We start from the raw sequence: 19,495 nt of genomic DNA on the forward strand, positions 1-19,495 counted from the left end.
TGTTAAAATAGCCTCAAATCTTGTTTTATGGTGAATATTCACATGGCTTCAACTGATTGGTTATCTCAAGGCACTTTGGTGCTTGCAAGTAATAACAAAGGCAAAATTGCAGAATTTGAAAAAATGTTTGCGGAACTGAATTTGCCTGTTGAAGTGATTCCACAAGGTCAGTTGAACATTGAAGATGCCATCGAAGACGGTCTAAGCTTTGTTGAAAATGCCATTATCAAAGCGCGTCATGCGTCGAAAATTTCAGGCAAGCCAGCCATTGCAGATGATTCTGGCATTTGCGTACCTGTGCTTGGTGGCGCACCGGGGATTTACTCTGCGCGCTATGCAGGTGAACATGGCAATGATACCGCTAACAATGCCAAGTTGCTTGCTGACCTCAAACCACTCCGTAAAGAGGGTGAAGCCATCGAAGGGATGTTTGTATGTGTCTTGGCTTTGGTCCAACATGCAGAAGACCCACTCCCACAAATTTTCCAAGGGATTTGGCGCGGTGAAGTGATGGAAGCAGCACGTGGTGAAAATGGCTTTGGCTATGACCCACTGTTTTGGCTGCCTGAACTAAACGTTTCTAGCGCTGAATTATCAAAAGAAGAAAAAAATAAAATCAGCCATCGTGGTCAGGCGATGAAATTATTTAAAGCAAGTTTGAAATAATTTGAATTGGAGTTAATCTTAATGCCAAAGATTAACTCCAATCCCTGAATAAAAATAGAATAATTATGGCACTTCAACCGATACAGATCATATGCAACGCTTGCCATCACACTTCAACTGAAATCCCAACACGCTCATTTCTTGGTTTTCAAAAACTAAGCTGCCCTCATTGCCATGCGCAACTAACCTACCCGCTCACCTCAGGCTTTCGTACCACTTACGTTATTTTTGCAGTGTTGATCGTACTGTCGATCATGCTTAATCTGTCGCAAGGTCAGGTTGGATTTCCAGGCCTGATAGGTATCGCAATGATATACGCCCTCGTGCGTGATTGGCAGATTCGAAAACAGCTCAAGTAGTCACCCTTTGCTGGCATTTATAATTCACTTTTCATCTTAAAGCGAAAAAAGATGCAAAATTAACCCATAAAAACTAACGACGATGCAGCTCATAATCGTACCTGAAGCAATATAACGCGCCGAAGTGCCTGTTCCTTGATAATGCGTTTCTAAAGCCACAATATTGGCGGCAGGGGGTAAGCAGAACAGCATAAACATCACCCCAATATATTTCTCGATCTGGGGAATCGGAAGAAAGGCATAACTCAAACTACAGATCACCGCGCCAACGGTGAGTTTCATCGCATAAATACGACTACTGTTAATCAGATCACGCCACTGTACCTTAGTCTGGCGCAGCCACATGCCTAAGACACACATCCCTGTGAAACTCATTCCAATTTTTGCAGCCTGATACAGCCAATCTAAGATCTGATGTTCTTCTAAATGCTGCAGTCCAACTATTCGACAGACACCTGCAATCATCAAGGCAAATACAGGCGGTGACATCGCCACTTTTTGAATCACGCTCGACCATGGGAGTTGGGCTGAACTGACGGCTGTCACGGCCCACATATTGCCAAAGATAGAGCCACCGACATACAAAGCCACCATCGCTGCACTTATTTCAGGGCCGAACAGTGCTAAGGCAAAAGGAAAACCCAGCCAAGCCAAGTTCAAATAACTGACACACAAGGCACGTAAACTATCTTTTAACAGCCAGCGAAATAAATAAAACATCAGCACGGCAACACTAAAGCTAAAAAGCATGAGTGCTAAACTGCCTGCTTGATAGAACACCATGTTGTAGATGATCACGGCTGGAATAAAACAGCGTGCAAGTAAGCTAGAGAAAATCGATTTGAGCGATGATGTTCCTGATAATGATGCCAATCCGAGACCACTTAAAAAACCCAATATCGGAAGAAGAAACGCCACTACACCACCCTCACTGCTCAATCTATGCATAGTAACACTGAACATAAGCTTCGCGGCTGTCTTTAAACTGCAACATCTTGGTCACTTCACTGTCATCTACAACTGCTGAAATGTTGTGCAGACCAACAAGAGGATAACAAGATGGCTGGACTATCGATTTGGCATGTACTGATTTTTGCAATTGTGGTGATTTTACTCTTTGGTACCTCTAAGCTAAAAAACTTGGGCAAAGATGTCGGCGGCGCAGTCAAAGATTTCAAAAAATCGATGCGTGATGAAGACGCAGCAAATACACAGCTTAATGAGCCTCGCACGCTAGAGCATGAAGCTCAAAATAAAACCAATTCCTCAGTTCAAAGCTAAGGAGTTGTCATAATGCTTAATATTGGTATTAGCGAATTACTGGTGTTCAGCATTATTGCGCTGATCGTACTCGGCCCGGAAAAACTGCCTGAAGGTATCCGCTTTGCAGGCAAATGGTACGGGAAAGTTAAACGACTGATCAGTAACGTGCAAACAGATATTGACCGTGAACTTCGCATGTCCGAACTTCGTGAAGAAATGCAAAAAGAAATGCAACGTATTCAACAGCTCGAAGCGCGTATGCAGGCGCAGATGAATGAATTGCAACAAACGCAACATCCCATAGAACAGACTGCGCAAAAACAACAAGAAGCAGTCCTACCTGACAATAAAAATTTATCCCCACGTTATCAATACATCGAACGTGGTCAGAGCACGATCTTTGCCATGGTTACACCCCAAATGAAAATAAAGCACGAAATTAAAACAGATCAATCTGCTGCATTAAGCTCGACCGAAGCATTAGCAGAATATCAGGTGGCCGTATGACAGATCTTTCACTGAATAATTCACAGAACACTGTGCCTGATTTGGAAGAAATGCCGATCACCAAACATTTGGTGATTTTGCGTCGGCATTTGATCAAAATTACAGGGCTCATTTTGATTCTGTTCTTTTGTTTATTGCCCTTTGCCAATCAAAGCTATCAATTGATGTCAGAGCCTCTGCGTGCGCAGTTGCCGATGACCTCATCCATGATCGCAACGGATGTGACCGCCACCTTTATGGCGCCGTTCAAGTTGAATTTCTTTGTCGCGCTTATGCTCGCGATGCCTTTCGTGATTTATCAACTTTGGGCCTTCATCAAACCTGCACTGTATGAAAAAGAGCGGCATTTGGCGATGCCCTTATTATTCGGCAGTATCGTCCTCTTCTATGCCGGAATTGCCTTTGCCTATTGGGTTGCCCTACCATCCATCCTGCATTTTTTTATGAGTGTTTCCCCTGAAACAGTCGCCCCAATGACGGACATCAATAGTTATTTAAGTTTCTGCTTAAAGCTTTTTTTGGTGTTTGGACTGACCTTTGAGATTCCGATCATCACGCTAATTTTGATTTTGATCGGGGTGGTGTCTACTCAAACCTTGGTGGAGAAGCGTCGTTTTATTATCGTCGGCTGTTTTTTTGTCTCCATGTTTGCCACGCCACCCGATGCGCTTTCGATGATCATGTTAGCCATTCCTATGTGGATGCTGTTTGAGCTGGGTTTGTTCTTTGGCAAGCTGATTGAAAAACGACGTGCAACTACAACTTAAACAAACTTATTTTTCGACAATTTTGGTGAGTTTTACACCTAAGAGGCTGAGATAGCCTCTTTTTTTTATGCATACATTTAATGTTTTGCAATTTTCATGCAGCGAAATCTAAACGCCTATTTCATCAGTTTGCAACATTAGCTTCAAAGCATTGTCATATTTTATCGATAGTTTTATGTGATCAACTTTTACCCAGCACACCTTTGCCAGGATTTAAATTCATGACAAACATGCCATATAACGAAGATCAAGAACTTGATAACAACACTTCGGATAACCTTCATTTTCGTGACATTTTAGAACAACGCATCAGCCGTCGTAGCTTGATTACCAAGACTGCGAGTGGTGCAGTCGCACTTGCATTGGCATCTTCATTAACGGGGTGTAATGATGACAATGACTCAGGTTCAAATAGCAATACCAGACCACCTGTCACTGATCCAAATCAAAAACCAACCAAGTTCAATTTCACACCAGTGAAAAAGAATTTAGACGATATCGTGACTGTTCCTGAAGGCTATCAAGCGCATGTGCTATATGCGATGGGTGACTCGATTAACCCTGCATACCCAGCATGGGATGATAACAATGTTCCTTCTGGCCCGAGCTTCCAATTCCGCTCTGGTGACTGCCATGACGGTATGAGCTTCTTTGGTTTAAATACCACCTCTGGACGTTATGATGCCAAACAGTCTGACCAAGGTTTGTTGGTGATGAACCATGAATACATCAATCCAACCTTCTTACACCCACAAGGCCCAACCAAAGTAGATGGCCGTCGCCCTGAAGATGAAGTTATCCGTGAAGTCAATGCACACGGTGTTTCTGTGATTCAAATTGAAAAAGACAGCAAGACTCAAGCCGTTAAACTGGTACAAAACTCTCCATTTAACCGTCGTATTACCGCATCGACCGTAATGGACTTTAAAGGCCCTGTTGCAGGCTCAAGCTTAGTCAGTACGAAGTTTTCAGCCAATGGTCAACAAACCCGTGGTACACACAACAACTGTGGTAATGGTTATACCCCTTGGGGCACTTACCTGACGACAGAAGAAAACTTCATTGGTTACTTCGCTCGTGCGAAAGCAGATGATGCCAAACGTAGTCCTGCTGAAATTGTGGCACTCAACCGTTATGGCCTAAAAGCGGGTGCAAACTCACGCTATGGTTGGGAAACAGCGATTGGAAGTAATGAGTCTCAAGATTTATATGACCGTTGGTCGGCGAATGTTACCGGTACTCAGGCAGCAGAAGATTATCGTAATGGTCCAAACACCTTTGGTTGGATTGTCGAAATCGATCCATTTGACCGTCGTGAAAACCCCGTAAAACGTACAGCACTGGGTCGCTTTGCACATGAAGACTGCCGTGCAAGTCGCTTACGTGAAGATGACAACCTCGCATTTTACATGGGTGATGACTCACGCGGTGAATACATCTATAAATTTGTATCCGACCAAAAATGGAATAAAAAAGATGTCAACGGTGGCTATGCTGCAGGTGACAAATACATGAACAATGGTAAGTTATACGTTGCCAAATTTAACAATGACGGCAAAGGTCAATGGATTGAATTGAGCTATAACGTCAATGGTTTAAACCAAAGCAACAGCGTTTATCCGTTTAGCTCACAAGCAGATGTTCTGACCTTCGCACGTCTTGCCGCAGATGCTGTCGGTGCTACCAAAATGGACCGTCCTGAATGGGTCGCTGTGCATCCAGACAATGGTGAAGTCTATGTGACCCTCACCAATAACTCTAACCGTGGTACGACGCATGCACTAGATGCTGCCAACCCTCGTAACTACATCGACCCTGAAGGTGGTAAAGGCAACGTCAACGGTCATATTATCCGTTTCCGTGAAGATGGGGATACAACCACAGCACTCAGCTTTACTTGGGATATTTACCTGTTTGGTGCTGAAGCAAAAATGGCGAGCAACATTAACTTATCTGGTCTAAATGACAACAATGACTTGTCTTCACCCGATGGGATGTGGTTCGACCCACGTGGTGTGTTATGGATTCAAACCGATGACGGTGCTTATACTGATACCACCAACTGTATGATGCTTGCTGCGCTTCCGGGTCAAGTCGGTGATGGTACAAAAGCCACGACATCATCGGGTCAAGAAACCATTGTGGGTGCAAAACTGAATGATGAAAACTTACGTCGCTTCCTGACTGGACCTAAAGAATGTGAAATCACAGGTGTGACGATGACACCTGACTACAAAGCGATTTTTATCAATGTGCAACATCCCGGTGAAGATTCAGCATCCTATTCTGAACCGACCAGCCACTGGCCTGCATCACAAACCAATGCAGCAGCGACTTCACGTCCTCGCTCAGCGACCGTAGTCATCACCCGTAAAGATGGTGGAGTGATTGCTGGTGAAGCGGTAGAACAAGCTCAGCCAACACAAAAAACCGCATAAAACACCTTTTAAAAAAAAAGCCGACGAATCGTCGGCTTTTTTTATGGCTTTAAATGCACTTCTATCTGGGTGATCTGTCCTTGTTGCTCACCCTGCTGCTGTTTTTCCTGCCAATGCCACTGTGAATCCCGCATACACAATAAATTTGAACAGCGGGTGCCATACACCGGACTTTGAATAAAGGTTGAAGACAGCAAATGTTCCATTTCCGCCTGAATCCCAGTATTGGGTAACAATGATGGAATGATTTTACGTTCATCTTCCAAAATATCCCACGCAGCAGCGTCTATATCCGCCTGTGGTTGCTGGCTTTGTAGCATCGGCAAAAATTCTTGCGTGAAACGTTTGCGTAAATGTCGGGTCTTTTCCCAATGTTCAGTCATTAAACCATTGGATGTGACATAAACCCCTTTGGCTAAGACTTGTGGCGCTTCACCGCGATTACTCATATAAACGGCTTGAGTGGCGTCGCCAACGAATAAATTAAAGCCGGCATAATTACATTGGACTTGTTCAAGTGCTTGTGCAAAACGAATGGGCGTTTGCTCAGATTCTAAAAATTGCTGAATCAAAGCGCCACGTGAAGTGGGATATGCAGTCTGATCACGACCATCACGAAAATTGGTCACAATCGCCCAACGCCCTTGAGCGGTTATCCCCATCCATGTTCCACCAGACTGTAAGTCCTGCCCTGCAATAATCGGACTATCTACCCATTGCTTTAGGCCTGCCGTCGGTCGATGATAAAACTCATCACGATTCGAAATCAGGCAGAGTGGCATGTCATCCAAGACCTGCCAAGCAAAAGCCACAATGCACATATTCAACTCTCAATATCTTTACACATTGAATGTACAACATTTTTCAGCACATTCAGCTAAAATCTGTGCAAAACATAATGACAAGGAACAGCAATGCTGACATATCCAAATATCGACCCTGTGGCGATATCACTGGGGCCACTACAAGTTCACTGGTATGGTCTGATGTATTTATTGGCCTTTTTATTTGCATGGGGCTTGGCAAGCTACCGTGCAAAACAACGTGACGGCTGGAACGCAGAAATGGTCTCTGACCTGATTTTCTATGGTGCATTAGGTGTCGTGATTGGTGGACGCTTTGGCTATGTCTTCTTTTATGGTTTCGATCAGTTCCTTGCCAACCCATTGTGGCTATTCCAAGTTTGGACAGGCGGCATGAGCTTCCATGGCGGTTTCCTTGGGGTCATGATTGCCATGTTACTGTGGTGCAAGAAATATAAAATGACTTGGTTCCAGACCCTCGACTTTATTGCACCCTGCGTTCCGACAGGCTTAATGTTTGGTCGTATTGGGAACTTTATTGGTGGCGAACTATATGGTCGTGCAGTGACCGACCCTAATTTTGCTTTCGGCATGATCTTCCCGACCGATCCACTCCAGTTGGTGCGCCATCCGTCGCAGCTTTATCAAGCCCTCTGTGAAGGTTTAATTCTGTTTATCGTGCTGTGGTGGTTTAGTTCAAAAACTCGTCCACGTTATGCCGTTTCAGCCTTGTTCCTTATCGGATATGGTATCGCACGCTTCACCGTTGAATTCTTCCGTGAGCCGGACAATGGTCAACTGTTCATTGGATGGATGAGTAAAGGTCAGTTCCTGACGGTTCCGATGATTCTGATTGGCCTATGGATGATGTGGTATGCCTACCAGAAAAAAATCTATGACTGGGGTCCACAAAAAAATCATTAATATTTTATAATTGTCTTTAAGCAAGCGAGGTCTAAGCCTCGCTTTTTTATGCGCTGAAATTTATTCCTTCATACGCATTTACTGCACATGAAGTGACTGAATTAGACAACTGATCTGTGCTAAAGTTTATTCAGCTTATTTTTAAACTATCGATCCATGCTTGAATTTTGGTTTAACCCCAGCGTTTCTGTACTTAAAAAAATCCTGTTTTTTATTGCGATGGTCGTACTGACCGGTGTTCTGTATTGGATGGACCCCCTAACACTTCAAGCCATTCTCATGTTCATGGGTACAGGCGTGATTTTCCTGATTTGTCGTTATTGCAAGATTCATTTTGCAGCAAAAAACCCAACAGGTTTGCTCTATCGTTTATTGACCTGGATACCGATTGCACTGCTGTTAGCATTGGTTTTTATCAACATGAATAAGGGTGAAATTTTGATTCCGGGTGCTCAAGGCATTGGCTTTATGGCTTTGGCGATCTGCCTGCTCTCCCCGATTTCACTGCTGAATAAAAACGAGAACACTTCGCCCGAAGGTAAAGTTTAAATGCTGACGTTTTGGTACTCTGAGCGCTGTAACCGACAAATCAAGCTCATCATTTGTATCAGTACCTGTGTGCTTATTTTTCTATGCGCTGAACAAAAACAACTAGATCCCCGCTTTGCGGGCATAAGTTTAGCCATTGGTTTGATGATTAATCTGCTTTATAAGCTCAGACAAGACAAACTAAAAACACTGTCTCCGTCATTAAAATGCGCTTTGGCTAGTTTGCCAATTTTATGTTTAGTGTGCTTAATTTATTTTCTACCCAATGAGCAACGCTGGATTTTAGCGCTACAATGTATGGGCTTTGCGGCAATTGGATTATTTATCGTCTCGATCTACAGTCAGCGTGCAAAAAGGTTTGAAGACTAACCTTTTTGCAGCCATGGGCTGTTAATCCGCTAAGCGATAATAGCTATATTTCACATTTGGAGTTCGATAGACCGCATAGCCCGCTTGACGATAATCAGACACCCAGTCCTTACCTGAATATGCTGCGATATGACCATAACGACTACTTTGATTGCGGTCGATAATATAAATATCGCCTTTCTTTGGTCGATCAAACGCTAAATTAATTTTTTGATAACCAATTTTTTGTAATGTGCTGCCCCAGTCTGCTGCAGCAACGGGGTGACCGTTAAAACGTGCCCCAGCGGACTCAAGTGCTAGACGAACACTGCGGGCACATTTCTGAGTACTTCTTTGGCGGGTAATGCCTTGTAAAAATCCAGTCAAACGATCGATATCGATACGCTGACCATTTCGGGATACCACATTTTTAGTCGCTGCTTTTTGAGTGGTATTGGACTTGCCCGTATTTTTACTCGCCTGAGAACGAATTATGATATTTGCCTGAACTGGAGCATGCACTTCACTCAAGTTTACATTGTGATCATAAGCCATTCTTTAACCCACACTCCCGCCTATATTTAGGCATTCAAAAATTTTAACGAGGGTGATAGTACCCCGTAAATCATGTTTTTTCATGTAAAAAATGTAAGATTTCTTAAACAAATCTTCACATTTAAATACGACCGTCTATTTTTAACTCAAATAGATTTATTTTTTATATCAAACTCTTAATCAAAAATAGTTGTTCAATATCACCTCTTCATAATGAGAAAAATCACGTTTATTTTTTAATCAAACTTATCTGTATTTTTTTCAACACTGCGAAAGAAGCATCTCTCAATATGTAAAAAATAGAGCTTCGTTTTCTAAGCTCATGCTTGATTTAACAGACATATAGTCTCGTTAACACTTGATGTAGTTGTTATAAATAGACGTCTTCAGTTCAGGCAATTCAGCGCTTGTTGCCTGCAAAATTTGCTCATCACCCAATAAACACCGTATGTTTTGGATTTTTTAAACCTGACTATATTCAAGCGCCCATCACAGTTCCTTCCACACGCAAAACAAGCTAATATGTGCCACAAGAAATTTAGCAAATTATGAGAGAGACATGCGCCAGTATTTAGACCTTTTACAACACATTCTCGACAACGGCGGCGACAAGGGCGACCGTACGGGTACGGGAACACGTTCTGTATTTGGTCATCAAATGCGCTTCGATCTTTCTCAAGGTTTCCCTTTACTCACCACCAAGAAAGTTCATTTCCGCTCTATCGTGATTGAACTGTTGTGGTTCCTTAAAGGCGATACCAATGTTCAATATTTGCAAGACAATAAAGTCTCCATTTGGGATGAATGGTCTACCGCAGAACAAACTGCACGCTTCGGTCGTCCTGCCGGCGAATTAGGTCCTGTTTACGGTCATCAATGGCGTAATTTCGGTGCGACCAAAAAAGCCGATGGCCTATATGAACAAGATGGTTTTGACCAAATTAAATGGTTGGTCAATGAAATCAAAACCAATCCTAACTCACGTCGTCTAATCGTGTCTGGTTGGAACCCAAATGAGGCAGGTAATGTTGCATTGCCACCATGCCACACCTTGTTCCAATTTTTTGTCCAAAATGGAAAATTATCCTGCCAATTATATCAACGTAGTGCTGACGTTTTTCTGGGTGTGCCGTTTAACATTGCCAGCTATGCCCTGTTAACACACATGATTGCGCAAGTTTGTGGTCTAGGTGTAGGTGACTTCGTTTGGACCGGTGGGGATACACATTTATATGCCAACCATTTCGAACAAGCGCAGTTGCAACTGACACGTGAACCAATGGGTCTGTGCCAATTAAAACTCAATCCTGAAATTACCGATCTTTTCGATTTTAAATTTGAAGATATTGAAATCGTAGGTTATGAATCACATCCTGCGATTAAAGCCCCTGTTGCGGTTTAATTTTTAGAAATTCCAAGTGAAAAGCAAAATCCCGCTTTACCTCAAGCGGGATTTTGCATTCTAATAGACGGCAAATAATTCGGCTATTTGAGTTCAAACTATGGCATTTCAAAATTTAGAAATCGTGCACGTTGTCGCTATGGATCAGCAGCGCTGCATTGGTAAAGGTAATGATTTGCCGTGGCATATTTCTGCCGATTTACAGCACTTTAAAGCCATCACCCAAGGTGGTGTGGTAGTTATGGGACGCAAAACCTTAGAGTCTATGGGACGTACCCTACCGAAGCGTGTCAATTGGGTCATTACACGAGATAGCAATTGGTCATTTGAAGGCACCAAAGTTGCATATAGTATCGACGAGGCGTTAACGCAAGCTGTTGCTGATGTCGCAAGTTCAGAAAAACCAACAAGTTTGTTTATTATTGGTGGTGGTGAAATTTTTAAGCAAACCATCGGCATCGCAGACCGTTTAGAACTCACGCATGTTGAACTCGATGTTCAAGGTGATGCGCATTATCCTGAAATTCCTGCGGACTTTCAAAAAGTGGCATCAGAACAACACATCGACGACAAAACTGGGATTGCTTTTGAGTTCGCAACTTACCGAAAATAAAGAAAAATCTTAAGCTAAAAGAAAAATATGCAACAGAGTGACCAACGAGCAATGTTCAAAAAAATAGGGCGAAGTATTCTTCATTCTCTATTTAGTGTGTTTGTCCTCTGTTCTTCGATTTGGCTCTGTGCCGCCCTGTGGATACAGCAACCGGCAGGCTGGTTAGGCAGCCGCATTATCATTGGAATCTGGATCGCTTTTGCTCTAAGCATTTTAGGCATCTATATTACCCAACACTTTTTTAGCCGTCGTAAAGATGTCTTGATTTATATTGCGGGCTTTATCTGTGGTCTATTTTGGTATTTTGGCATGGAAGCACGCCAAGATCGTGAATGGAATCCTGAAGTAGCAGAAATTCTACATTATGAAAAGCAAGGCAATCTTGTCACCTTGCACAATGTGCGTAATTTCGACTGGCATGCCGATGGCAGCTATACCCCGCGTTGGGAAACCCGCCAATATGACCTGAGTCAAATCAATGGCGTCAACATCATTACCTCGTATTGGATGGGACCGCAAATTGCCCATACACTGGTCAGTTTTGATTTTGCTGACCGACCACCGCTGACGTTTTCGATTGAAATTCGCAAAGAGAAAAACGAAGAATTCTCTGCGATTGGTGGTTTTTTCCGTAAATATGAACTGAGCCTTATTGCATCAGATGAAAAAGATATCATCTATACCCGCAGCAATACACGCGGAGAACAGGTCTATTTCTTCCCCGTAAACATGCCAAAATCTGAAATGCAGGCGCTGTTTATTGAATATTTACATAAAGCCGATGAACTGCAGACTCAACCTAAATGGTACAACACGCTCACCAGTAATTGTACAACACTGGTTTTTGACATGATTCAAGCTGTTTCCAAACATCAACTTCCAACCGATTACCGCTTATTTGCATCCGGTTATTTGCCGAATTATTTATATGACCTCCATGCCATAGACCAAAATTGGGATATGAAAACATGGTATCAAAAAGCCCATGTTAACCCTCGTGTCTCTCAAATCAAGCAACTGAGCAGTGAACAATATTCGAAGTTAATCCGACAAGGTTTGCCGCATTCACAGTCCAATCCAAGCGCCAATCAATTGTAATTCTTAAATAATGATACAAATATGGCTAGCTTATCTGTGCGATATTTGCTTAGATAGTTGAAATGCTTCCACGGGGAAATTCCGATGCTAAAACAAATATTTGTTGCTGCAACTTTGGTTTCAACTTTAGTGGTGACAGGCTGTGAAAGCATGCCTGCACAAGACAACACCATAACTGAAAATTTAAACCTATTACAGAATCGTACTTGGATTGCCACTCAGATTGGCAACACTCCAATCAAAACAGCACCCAATGCGCATAATATTCCAAGCATTCAATTCGATGCGGCTTCAAAGCGTGTCTCAGGTGCAGACGGCTGTAATCGTATAATGGGTGGCTATAATGCTGGCAAAGACACCATAACGTTTGGCCCGATTGCTGCGACACAAATGGCTTGTCTCAATAACAATGGGCTAGAGCGACAGTACCATGCAGCACTCGAAAAGGTAACGCATTATCAAGTTTTTGGAAAAACCTTGAAATTGCTAGACCGTCACGGCAATTTATTAATTCAATATGAAAGCGCTGTTCAACCGCGTTAAATCATTAAAAAAGTCTGCTTCGGCAGACTTTTTTATTCACTGTTCAGTCATGCCAGAGACATTTAATGCACATAAACTAGTGATTAGTATACAGACGTACATTGCAGTTTTTAGCTATAACCCCATATTAAACATCAGGGAACAAAATAGGATTTCACTATGCAACAAGCGGTATTTGGTGGTGGGTGCTTTTGGTGTGTAGAAGCAGTTTTTCTACAACTAAAGGGCGTGCAAACAGTCGTCAGTGGTTATGCAGGGGGAGTTACTCAGCATCCAAGCTATGAGCAAATTTGTGAGGGGAATACCCAACATGCAGAAGTCATTCAGATCAATTTTGATGACAGCCAAATCAGTTTTAGCCAATTGCTAGATGTATTTTTCGCAACTCACGATCCAACCACGCTGAACCGTCAAGGCAATGATGTCGGTACACAGTATCGCTCAGTGATTTTCTATCAGGACGAATCACAAAAGCAGCTTGCTGAACAACGTATTGAAGAATTAAAAGCTGAAGGCATCAATATCGTGACTGAACTGAGTCCAATGCCAACCTTCTACCCTGCCGAAGAATATCATCAAAACTTCTTTGCACGTAACCCAAACCAAGGTTATTGTAATTTTTCAATACCACCTAAACTCATGAAATTACGTAGCAAATTTCAAGACCTACTCAAATCTGAGTGATCTAATTAAACGGCATCTATTTTCAAAATAGAGACATAAAAAAAGCGACATTTCAGTCGCTTTTTTTAGTTATCTTTGCTCAGTGCTTAGTTATCACTGGCAAAGGCGATATCGCTGAGTCCGGCTCCACTCGCACGCGACATCACTTGTGCAACTGTGTCATAACGTGATTCTTTATCGGCTTTTAATACCAATGCAGGCTTACGTTCTTGCTGACCAGCTGTATTTAGACGACTTTCTAAATCTTCAAGCGTGACAATATCACCATTCCAAGCGATATCACCCGCTGAGTTAATGCTGATGGTTACGCTTTCAGTTGGCAGATCAATCACTTCTGCAGTCGTTTGTGGCAAGGTTAATGGAATTGATGGGTTGGCAACAGTCGCAGTCACCAAGAAGATGATCATCAATACCAACATAATATCGATGAGCGGAATGAGGTTCATCTCATTCATGCCAGCATCGTTGTCTTCACCCAATTGAAAAGCCATTAAGCTTGACCTCCAGCTAAACTTTGCTGTGCAGTTTTCACGTCTTCTTTCTTCGCTGCAGATTCTTGTTGCAACATAGTATCAATCAATAAACCATGCGCTTGATCTTGCAATTCATTCGACAGTGTACGGTTAAAACGAACACAAATGTTATAAGCCAATACCGCAGGAATCGCCACAGCCAAACCAAGACCGGTCATGATCAAAGCTTCACCGACTGGAGTTGCCACTTGCGCTAAACCCGCTTGACCGCTTTTACCCACTGCTACAAGGGCATGGAAAATACCCCATACTGTACCGAACAAACCTACGAACGGTGCAATTGAAGCAATCGTACCCAATACAGATACGCCTTTTTCAGCATTAGCTTTTTCTACCGAAATTTGACGTAGTAATGCTTGTTCAGCCACAGCCTTACGTTGTTCAAAAGCCAAAGGAGCAAATTTCGCTTTCAGTTTGCTTAGTGCATCTGCAAGGTGGTTATACGCCACTTGTTTGAGCTGACGTGTGCCCATAATACGAAGAACGAAGATCGTCCAAGTCGCAATCGACATTGCAAGTAACACGAAATACAGTGTTTTGCTGACTGCATCTGCATGTTGCCAATAAACTGAAAAGTTCATATTCGAACTCCTAATGGGTTAGCCGGAATCTTAATTAAGTTTAAAGTTGAATGGTTGATCAACTCGCGTCGGAGTTGCCACACCATTATCAATATATTTGGATAAACGTGCACGCTTCACTGCAGCAGTCACTTTACGGTTTACAGCAGCGCCACAAGTCGAGTTTTTAATCGTTGCTGATTCGACTTTACCTTCAGCACTTGCTGCAATCGCAACTTCAACTGTACACGACGCTTTTAATTCACCATCTTCAAATTGAACATTCGGTTTCTTAATCCAACTGACACCATTACCAATGCTGACTGTTTTAGGTGTCGGTGGCGCAGGTGGTGCTGGAGGCGCAGGTGGTGGTACAACAGGTGCCGGAGGTGTTGGTTCAACACGAACGACTTTCGTTTCAGAAACCACAGTTGAAACAACAGGTGTTGGTGGTACGTTTTTGACCGCTTCAACAGTTGGTTTCGGCGCATCTTTCTTTTTCACCTGTTCCACTTTTTCCACTTTCTTCGGTGGAGGTGGTAAAGGCTTATCTACAATTTTAACTTCTTTTGGCTTTGGTGGCTCTTTCTTCGGTTCTGGTTTTGGCTTCGGAGGTTCTGGTTTTTTCTCTTCAACAATCTTCACAAAGCGAACTTTAATCGGATCTTTTTCGATCGGTTTAAGTTCTGGTGCTTTCATATTGCTGACCGCCCACAATACCCCCATATGCCCTACCACAACAGCGAGAAGCGCAGTAATGATTTTCTTTTTCATCGGGTTAGGTGATTGCATCATTGGAGCGGGAGATTGACTCATTAAACTCAGTTACCTTGAAGAAGCGATTGCATTTATTTTGTCAAAAATACAATCATGCTCATCGGTTAGCACAATTAAAGTACGGCAATAATAAATGAGAAGTGTTTTCATTTGCAACTATTAATTCGTCAGTTTTAATGACTTTTTTTAATCATAATATAAAAAAGGCATACCTAAAGTATGCCCTTTTATTCAAAAATTCATCTCGTTTTATTGAAATACAACAGTTTTATTACCATCGACAATAATACGATCTTCAAGATGCCATTTGACTGCACGTGCGAGCACATTACGTTCTACGTCCTGACCTAACTCACGCAATTGTTCAACAGTAAAGTCGTGGCTTACACGCTCTACGTCTTGCTCAATAATCGGCCCTTGGTCAAGATCAGCAGTCACATAGTGCGCTGTCGCACCAATCAACTTCACACCTTTTTCATGCGCTTGTTTATATGGGTTCGCACCAACAAAGGCTGGGAGGAATGAATGGTGAATGTTGATCACTTTCATTTCCCATTTTTGAACAAATTCTTCGTCTAAAATTTGCATATAACGAGCAAGAACCAATAAATCATTGCCTTGCATCAACTGATCAATTTGCTCATAAGCTTCACGTTTGTTTTCTTTGTTTACAGGAACAACTTCAAACGGAATACCGAAATTTTCTACAGATTCACGTAAAGCCTCGTGGTTAGACACGACTTTGGTGATTTCACATGGCAAACCACCACGTGCATGACGCCACAACAGTTCAAGCAAAGCATGGTCAACTTTTGACACCAAGATACCGACTTTCTTCACATCACTGACTAAAGCTAAACGCCAGTGCATGTTGTAACGCTCAGCAACATTGCTTGCAAATGTTTGAGTTAGACTTTCTTTACGGCTTTGTAAATTGTCCAATTCGAACTCAACACGCATGAAGTATCGCCCCCCTTGAGCTTCAGTCGCGTATTGATCAAGTGCGGTAATATTTGCTCCCTGATGATACAAAAAGCTCGATACAGCTTGCACAATCCCTGGTTTATCTTCACAGGTAATGAGTAAGCGTGCTGTGTTAGCGGTCGACATATTCATGTTGGTTTATATCACTAATCAGTTAAATTGAAAAAAGAGCCGAGTATTCTAACGCTTTTTAAAGCCAGACTAAATAGTCTTATTCAGTAACCTGATGCTTTACGTTTGAAAGACTTGCAAACAAGTCCGACGGCCCTAAAGTTTCGAGCAATCGCTCATAGGTTTCACGGCTTTCACCACGTAGATATGCGCCTTCTAAGAACACCATTTGTCGCAGTGCTTGCCACACCCACTTTTCTTCCAAAGTGTTGGAGTCGGTAATATGGCCCGACATATAAAGGAAGTTGGTCCAGTTGGTCAGCACGATCCACAAGTTAATGGTTAAGGCCTCAATTTCAGAATCGGTCATCTGCATTAAGCCTGCGTCAACAAAGGCACGATAAATTTTCTGCCCTTGTTGCATAACTTGACCGGCAAAACGTGGATACATTTTACGGAAATCTTCATTATTTTCGACCAAGTGATAAACATCACGATGTAAAAAGCGATAAGCCCATAATTGGCTACTTAATACTTGAAAATAGCGAATTTTATCATTGGCATCTAATTGACGATCATCAGGAAGCGCTAACATTTCTAGCGTTTCTTGCTGATATTGCTCCATTAATTCCTTAATAATTTCACTTTTATTTCGGAAATGGTAATACAAGTTACCTGGGCTCATTCCCAGTTCAGCAGCAATATGATTGGTTGTCACTGAACGCTCGCCACGCTCATTAAACAACTGCAAACTCAGCTGCAAAATACGTTCTTTCGTTTTTAAGGTTTTGGTGTGAGACATCCTAAAACAACCATTTATTTCAAAGCATTAGAACACTAACACATAAAGTAACTTGACTATTTAGAGTATTTGCTCTAAAAATTAATTAATCGCTAATTTGGATATGGTCGTGCGACATGAATAGTCAAACAAAAACAACTTCAATGACACCACATTCTTTTGATCACCAGCATCTCAACAATATGTTGGAACAGCAGAAACAAGCGTATTTACGTTACCCATTGCCTACAGCGAAGGAACGTATAGACCGTTTGGCTCGGCTTAAGCGTATCTTAGTTAAGTATCAAGATCAATTTGCTGATGCAATTAATCAAGACTATGGTAACCGTTCTATTGGTGAAACCAAGATTGGTGAGTTACTTACCTGTCTTGAGCACATCAAATATTATAGCAAGCATTTGACAGACTGGATGAAACCATCCAAACGCCATGTCGGAATTATTCACCAACCTGCCAAAGCATGGGTGCAATATCAACCACTTGGTGTCGTCGGCATTATTACGCCATGGAACTACCCACTGCTTCTTTCTATAGGCCCACTGATTTGTGCTTTAGCTGCGGGCAACCATGCCATGATCAAAATTTCGAGTGCCTCTGCGGCATTCGGTGATGTGCTAGAAAAAGCTCTCGCAGAAGCATTTCCTCAAGAATTGGTCGCAGTCGTCAACGGTGGTGGCCCAATTTCAGATGCGTTTAGTCACCTTGCCTTCGACAAAATGATTTTTACTGGCTCGACCAATGTCGGTAAAACCGTCATGGCGGCAGCGTCTGAAAACTTAGTTCCGGTGATTTTAGAATTAGGCGGAAAGTCACCTGTATTGGTTCATCCGTCTATTGACCTAGCAGATGTCGCACAGCGTCTTGCTGTTGGTAAACTTTGGAATGCAGGTCAAACTTGTGTTGCACCTGACTATGTATTCTTACCTCGTGGTAAAACGGCTGAATTTTTAGATCACTATAAAGTGTGCGTTGAAGCCATGTACCCAAGTATTGCCCATAATCAGGACTACACTTCGATTATTAATGACAAGCAGTACAACCGCCTACAAGGTTATTTAGAAGATGCGCGTGATCAAGGCGCACAAATCATCAGTTTTAACCCACAAAATGAAGATGTGGATGCTGTACGTAAAATTGCACCTACGGTTTTAACGGGTGTCACTCCAGACATGCAAATTATGCAGCAAGAAATCTTCGGTCCGATCCTTCCGATCATGGAATATGATCAAATTGACGAGGTTATTGCTTTTATTAATAGCCGTCCTCGTCCACTTGCTTTATACTATTTCGACTTTGATCAGGCACGTGCCGACTATGTCGCAACACGTACCCATTCAGGACATTTCGGACAAAACACGGTATTAACCCATGTTGCTCAAGATGACCTGCCGTTTGGCGGTGTGGGGGCTTCGGGTATGGGGAAATATCATGGTCCAGAAGGTTTCTTCAGTTTGTCGCATGAACGCTCGGTGATGTCGAATCCAAAACTCTATAGTTTGAAATTCATTCTTCCACCGTTCAATAAGCCGATCCACAAACTGATTTCGAAGACACTTCTTCGATAAACGATCAAGGCATGAACGATCACACTAGGTGATCGTTCGTTTTATGCAAAATCGCTTGTCTTTTAAGCGCATTTTTGATATAAAACGCCCCTTGAATGAATTCAATGTTTTTTTTGACTGGCCATACAGATTTGCTGTTGGCTAAATCAATGGAGTTACACCATGTCTAAGGTTTGCCAAGTTACCGGCAAGCGTCCAGTCGTTGGTAACAACGTCTCACACGCCAACAACAAAACTAAACGCCGGTTCGAGCCGAACCTGCATCACCACCGTTTTTGGTTAGAAAGCGAAAAACGTTTCGTACGTCTTCGTCTAACTACTAAAGGTATGCGTATTATCGACAAATTGGGCATCGAAAAGGTTGTTGCTGACCTACGTGCTCAAGGTCAAAAGATCTAAGGAGCTACGAACATGCGTGATAAAATTCGCCTAGTTTCTTCTGCTGGTACAGGTTATTTCTACACTACCACTAAGAACAAACGTACTATGCCGGAAAAAATGGAAATCAAAAAATTTGATCCAAAAATCCGTCAACACGTAATTTTCAAAGAAGCTAAAATCAAATAATTTTAGTTTTTTGAAAAAAACGACCTGCTTAGGTCGTTTTTTTTTGCATTTTTTTTATTCGAATTGCTAAACTTTCA

General features: G+C 42.4%; 24 protein-coding genes. 16 read left to right on the top strand and 8 right to left on the bottom strand.

What is annotated here, in order from left to right:
• Nucleotides 1-42: 42 nt before the first annotated feature.
• Nucleotides 43-666: an RdgB/HAM1 family non-canonical purine NTP pyrophosphatase gene (gene rdgB / locus FTU80_RS08060; RefSeq protein ID WP_180084701.1), complete on the top strand. Its 624-nt coding sequence runs from the start codon at nucleotides 43-45 to the stop codon at nucleotides 664-666.
• A gap of 395 nt (nucleotides 667-1,061) precedes the next feature.
• Here the strand turns inward: rdgB and FTU80_RS08065 are convergent, their stop codons facing one another.
• Nucleotides 1,062-1,943 carry a permease gene (locus FTU80_RS08065; RefSeq protein ID WP_180084702.1) on the bottom strand — a complete coding sequence of 294 codons (882 nt, stop codon included), beginning with the start codon at nucleotides 1,941-1,943 and terminating at the stop codon, nucleotides 1,062-1,064.
• A 141-nt stretch (nucleotides 1,944-2,084) separates the two neighbouring features.
• On the opposite strand from FTU80_RS08065, the gene tatA reads away from it, so the two are divergent.
• From tatA to FTU80_RS08085, 4 genes are all read left to right on the top strand, one after another.
• Nucleotides 2,085-2,306: a Sec-independent protein translocase subunit TatA gene (tatA, locus tag FTU80_RS08070; RefSeq protein WP_078189673.1), complete on the top strand. Its 222-nt coding sequence runs from the start codon at nucleotides 2,085-2,087 to the stop codon at nucleotides 2,304-2,306.
• A 12-nt stretch (nucleotides 2,307-2,318) separates the two neighbouring features.
• Nucleotides 2,319-2,795, top strand: a complete 477-nt coding sequence (gene tatB / locus FTU80_RS16490; protein ID WP_180024441.1) for a Sec-independent protein translocase protein TatB — start codon at nucleotides 2,319-2,321, stop codon at nucleotides 2,793-2,795.
• Nucleotides 2,792-3,562 (top strand): twin-arginine translocase subunit TatC, encoded by a 771-nt coding sequence (gene tatC / locus FTU80_RS08080; RefSeq protein ID WP_180084703.1) that lies wholly within the window; start codon nucleotides 2,792-2,794, stop codon nucleotides 3,560-3,562. The genes tatB and tatC overlap by 4 nt, the downstream gene beginning before the upstream one ends.
• 221 nt (nucleotides 3,563-3,783) lie before the next feature.
• A complete protein-coding gene (locus tag FTU80_RS08085) occupies nucleotides 3,784-6,000 on the top strand; it encodes a PhoX family phosphatase (protein ID WP_180084704.1) in 2,217 nt (738 codons plus the stop codon).
• A 41-nt stretch (nucleotides 6,001-6,041) separates the two neighbouring features.
• Here FTU80_RS08085 and FTU80_RS08090 read toward each other — a convergent pair whose 3' ends face one another.
• Nucleotides 6,042-6,821: an NRDE family protein gene (locus FTU80_RS08090; protein WP_180084705.1), complete on the bottom strand. Its 780-nt coding sequence runs from the start codon at nucleotides 6,819-6,821 to the stop codon at nucleotides 6,042-6,044.
• Nucleotides 6,822-6,914: 93 nt separating this feature from the next.
• Between FTU80_RS08090 and lgt the strand changes: the two genes are divergently transcribed.
• The 3 genes from lgt (at nucleotide 6,915) to FTU80_RS08105 (ending at nucleotide 8,645) form a co-directional block, all read left to right on the top strand.
• The gene (lgt, locus tag FTU80_RS08095) at nucleotides 6,915-7,727 is read left to right on the top strand and encodes a prolipoprotein diacylglyceryl transferase (protein ID WP_180084706.1); all 813 of its coding nucleotides are present in this window, start codon (nucleotides 6,915-6,917) and stop codon (nucleotides 7,725-7,727) included.
• A gap of 156 nt (nucleotides 7,728-7,883) precedes the next feature.
• Entirely contained in the window at nucleotides 7,884-8,276 is a 393-nt protein-coding gene (locus tag FTU80_RS08100; protein WP_180084707.1) for a hypothetical protein, read from the top strand.
• Entirely contained in the window at nucleotides 8,277-8,645 is a 369-nt protein-coding gene (locus FTU80_RS08105) for a hypothetical protein (protein ID WP_180084708.1), read from the top strand.
• A gap of 21 nt (nucleotides 8,646-8,666) precedes the next feature.
• Here the strand turns inward: FTU80_RS08105 and FTU80_RS08110 are convergent, their stop codons facing one another.
• Nucleotides 8,667-9,179 carry a peptidoglycan amidohydrolase family protein gene (locus FTU80_RS08110; RefSeq protein ID WP_168377881.1) on the bottom strand — a complete coding sequence of 171 codons (513 nt, stop codon included), beginning with the start codon at nucleotides 9,177-9,179 and terminating at the stop codon, nucleotides 8,667-8,669.
• A gap of 559 nt (nucleotides 9,180-9,738) precedes the next feature.
• On the opposite strand from FTU80_RS08110, the gene thyA reads away from it, so the two are divergent.
• The 5 genes from thyA to msrA all read left to right on the top strand — a co-directional run bounded on the left by thyA (nucleotide 9,739) and on the right by msrA (nucleotide 13,519).
• Complete coding sequence (thyA, locus tag FTU80_RS08115) at nucleotides 9,739-10,581, top strand: thymidylate synthase (RefSeq protein WP_078189681.1); 843 nt, start codon at nucleotides 9,739-9,741, stop codon at nucleotides 10,579-10,581.
• A gap of 100 nt (nucleotides 10,582-10,681) precedes the next feature.
• The gene (locus tag FTU80_RS08120; protein ID WP_168377882.1) at nucleotides 10,682-11,194 is read left to right on the top strand and encodes a dihydrofolate reductase; all 513 of its coding nucleotides are present in this window, start codon (nucleotides 10,682-10,684) and stop codon (nucleotides 11,192-11,194) included.
• Nucleotides 11,195-11,221: 27 nt separating this feature from the next.
• The gene (locus tag FTU80_RS08125; RefSeq protein ID WP_180084709.1) at nucleotides 11,222-12,292 is read left to right on the top strand and encodes a DUF4105 domain-containing protein; all 1,071 of its coding nucleotides are present in this window, start codon (nucleotides 11,222-11,224) and stop codon (nucleotides 12,290-12,292) included.
• 84 nt (nucleotides 12,293-12,376) lie between these two features.
• Entirely contained in the window at nucleotides 12,377-12,835 is a 459-nt protein-coding gene (locus FTU80_RS08130; protein ID WP_111884063.1) for an META domain-containing protein, read from the top strand.
• 159 nt (nucleotides 12,836-12,994) lie between these two features.
• Complete coding sequence (gene msrA / locus FTU80_RS08135) at nucleotides 12,995-13,519, top strand: peptide-methionine (S)-S-oxide reductase MsrA (RefSeq protein WP_180024449.1); 525 nt, start codon at nucleotides 12,995-12,997, stop codon at nucleotides 13,517-13,519.
• A gap of 86 nt (nucleotides 13,520-13,605) precedes the next feature.
• Here msrA and FTU80_RS08140 read toward each other — a convergent pair whose 3' ends face one another.
• The 5 genes from FTU80_RS08140 to FTU80_RS08160 all read right to left on the bottom strand — a co-directional run bounded on the left by FTU80_RS08140 (nucleotide 13,606) and on the right by FTU80_RS08160 (nucleotide 17,286).
• A complete protein-coding gene (locus FTU80_RS08140) occupies nucleotides 13,606-14,010 on the bottom strand; it encodes a biopolymer transporter ExbD (protein ID WP_078192724.1) in 405 nt (134 codons plus the stop codon).
• Nucleotides 14,010-14,633, bottom strand: a complete 624-nt coding sequence (locus FTU80_RS08145) for a MotA/TolQ/ExbB proton channel family protein (protein ID WP_078192725.1) — start codon at nucleotides 14,631-14,633, stop codon at nucleotides 14,010-14,012. Before FTU80_RS08145 ends, FTU80_RS08140 begins: the two co-directional genes overlap by 1 nt.
• A 30-nt stretch (nucleotides 14,634-14,663) precedes the next feature.
• A complete protein-coding gene (locus FTU80_RS08150) occupies nucleotides 14,664-15,428 on the bottom strand; it encodes a TonB family protein (protein WP_180084710.1) in 765 nt (254 codons plus the stop codon).
• 210 nt (nucleotides 15,429-15,638) lie between these two features.
• On the bottom strand, nucleotides 15,639-16,505 hold the full coding sequence (gene purU, locus FTU80_RS08155; protein WP_078189689.1) for a formyltetrahydrofolate deformylase: 867 nt from the start codon (nucleotides 16,503-16,505) through the stop codon (nucleotides 15,639-15,641).
• Nucleotides 16,506-16,584: 79 nt separating this feature from the next.
• Complete coding sequence (locus FTU80_RS08160) at nucleotides 16,585-17,286, bottom strand: TetR/AcrR family transcriptional regulator (RefSeq protein ID WP_180034938.1); 702 nt, start codon at nucleotides 17,284-17,286, stop codon at nucleotides 16,585-16,587.
• A gap of 116 nt (nucleotides 17,287-17,402) precedes the next feature.
• Here FTU80_RS08160 and FTU80_RS08165 point away from each other — a divergent pair, with 116 nt between their 5' ends.
• The 3 genes from FTU80_RS08165 to rpmG all read left to right on the top strand — a co-directional run bounded on the left by FTU80_RS08165 (nucleotide 17,403) and on the right by rpmG (nucleotide 19,418).
• On the top strand, nucleotides 17,403-18,851 hold the full coding sequence (locus FTU80_RS08165) for a coniferyl aldehyde dehydrogenase (protein ID WP_180084711.1): 1,449 nt from the start codon (nucleotides 17,403-17,405) through the stop codon (nucleotides 18,849-18,851).
• A gap of 162 nt (nucleotides 18,852-19,013) precedes the next feature.
• Nucleotides 19,014-19,250: a 50S ribosomal protein L28 gene (gene rpmB / locus FTU80_RS08170; protein ID WP_000048256.1), complete on the top strand. Its 237-nt coding sequence runs from the start codon at nucleotides 19,014-19,016 to the stop codon at nucleotides 19,248-19,250.
• Nucleotides 19,251-19,262: 12 nt separating this feature from the next.
• Nucleotides 19,263-19,418: a 50S ribosomal protein L33 gene (gene rpmG / locus FTU80_RS08175; RefSeq protein ID WP_001205031.1), complete on the top strand. Its 156-nt coding sequence runs from the start codon at nucleotides 19,263-19,265 to the stop codon at nucleotides 19,416-19,418.
• Nucleotides 19,419-19,495 lie beyond the last annotated feature (77 nt).

The sequence above is a fragment of the Acinetobacter sp. YH12145 genome (assembly GCF_013418335.1).
Lineage (GTDB): Bacteria > Pseudomonadota > Gammaproteobacteria > Pseudomonadales > Moraxellaceae > Acinetobacter > Acinetobacter amyesii.